This is a genomic window from Bacillus sp. SIMBA_154, from assembly GCF_046536015.1.
GTDB lineage: Bacteria > Bacillota > Bacilli > Bacillales > Bacillaceae > Bacillus > Bacillus pumilus_P.
The window spans coordinates 1-235 of record NZ_JAWJBV010000669.1 but is presented as its reverse complement, the minus strand read 5'-3'; the positions used below and the strand labels follow the sequence as shown (position 1 = coordinate 235).

Annotated in this window: 1 protein-coding gene; it reads right to left on the bottom strand. The window is 40.9% G+C overall.

The window, feature by feature from the left end; genetic code table 11:
- The coding region (locus tag R0K30_RS23535; protein ID WP_410613450.1) for a hypothetical protein at positions 1 to 235 on the bottom strand (235 nt) is incomplete at both ends.

The window sequence follows — 235 nt, the reverse complement described above, 5'->3', positions numbered from 1 at the left end:
ATAGCGGTGAGGAAAGTAGCACTTCTAAGCGGTCTATAAACAAAAACAATTGCGGCGTTTTTGCTGCTGTTTGGGTATTTGCAATTGTATTTTTTAAGCAACTAATAACATTGTCTATGTCATGCTCTAGTTGCTGTGCCAGCGTTTGTGCGCTTAGCCCTGTAAATACTGGAATGTCGTTAATATCCCAATCGAGCATAGCTGAGGCGAGATCTAAATACAGCCTATTTTGAGC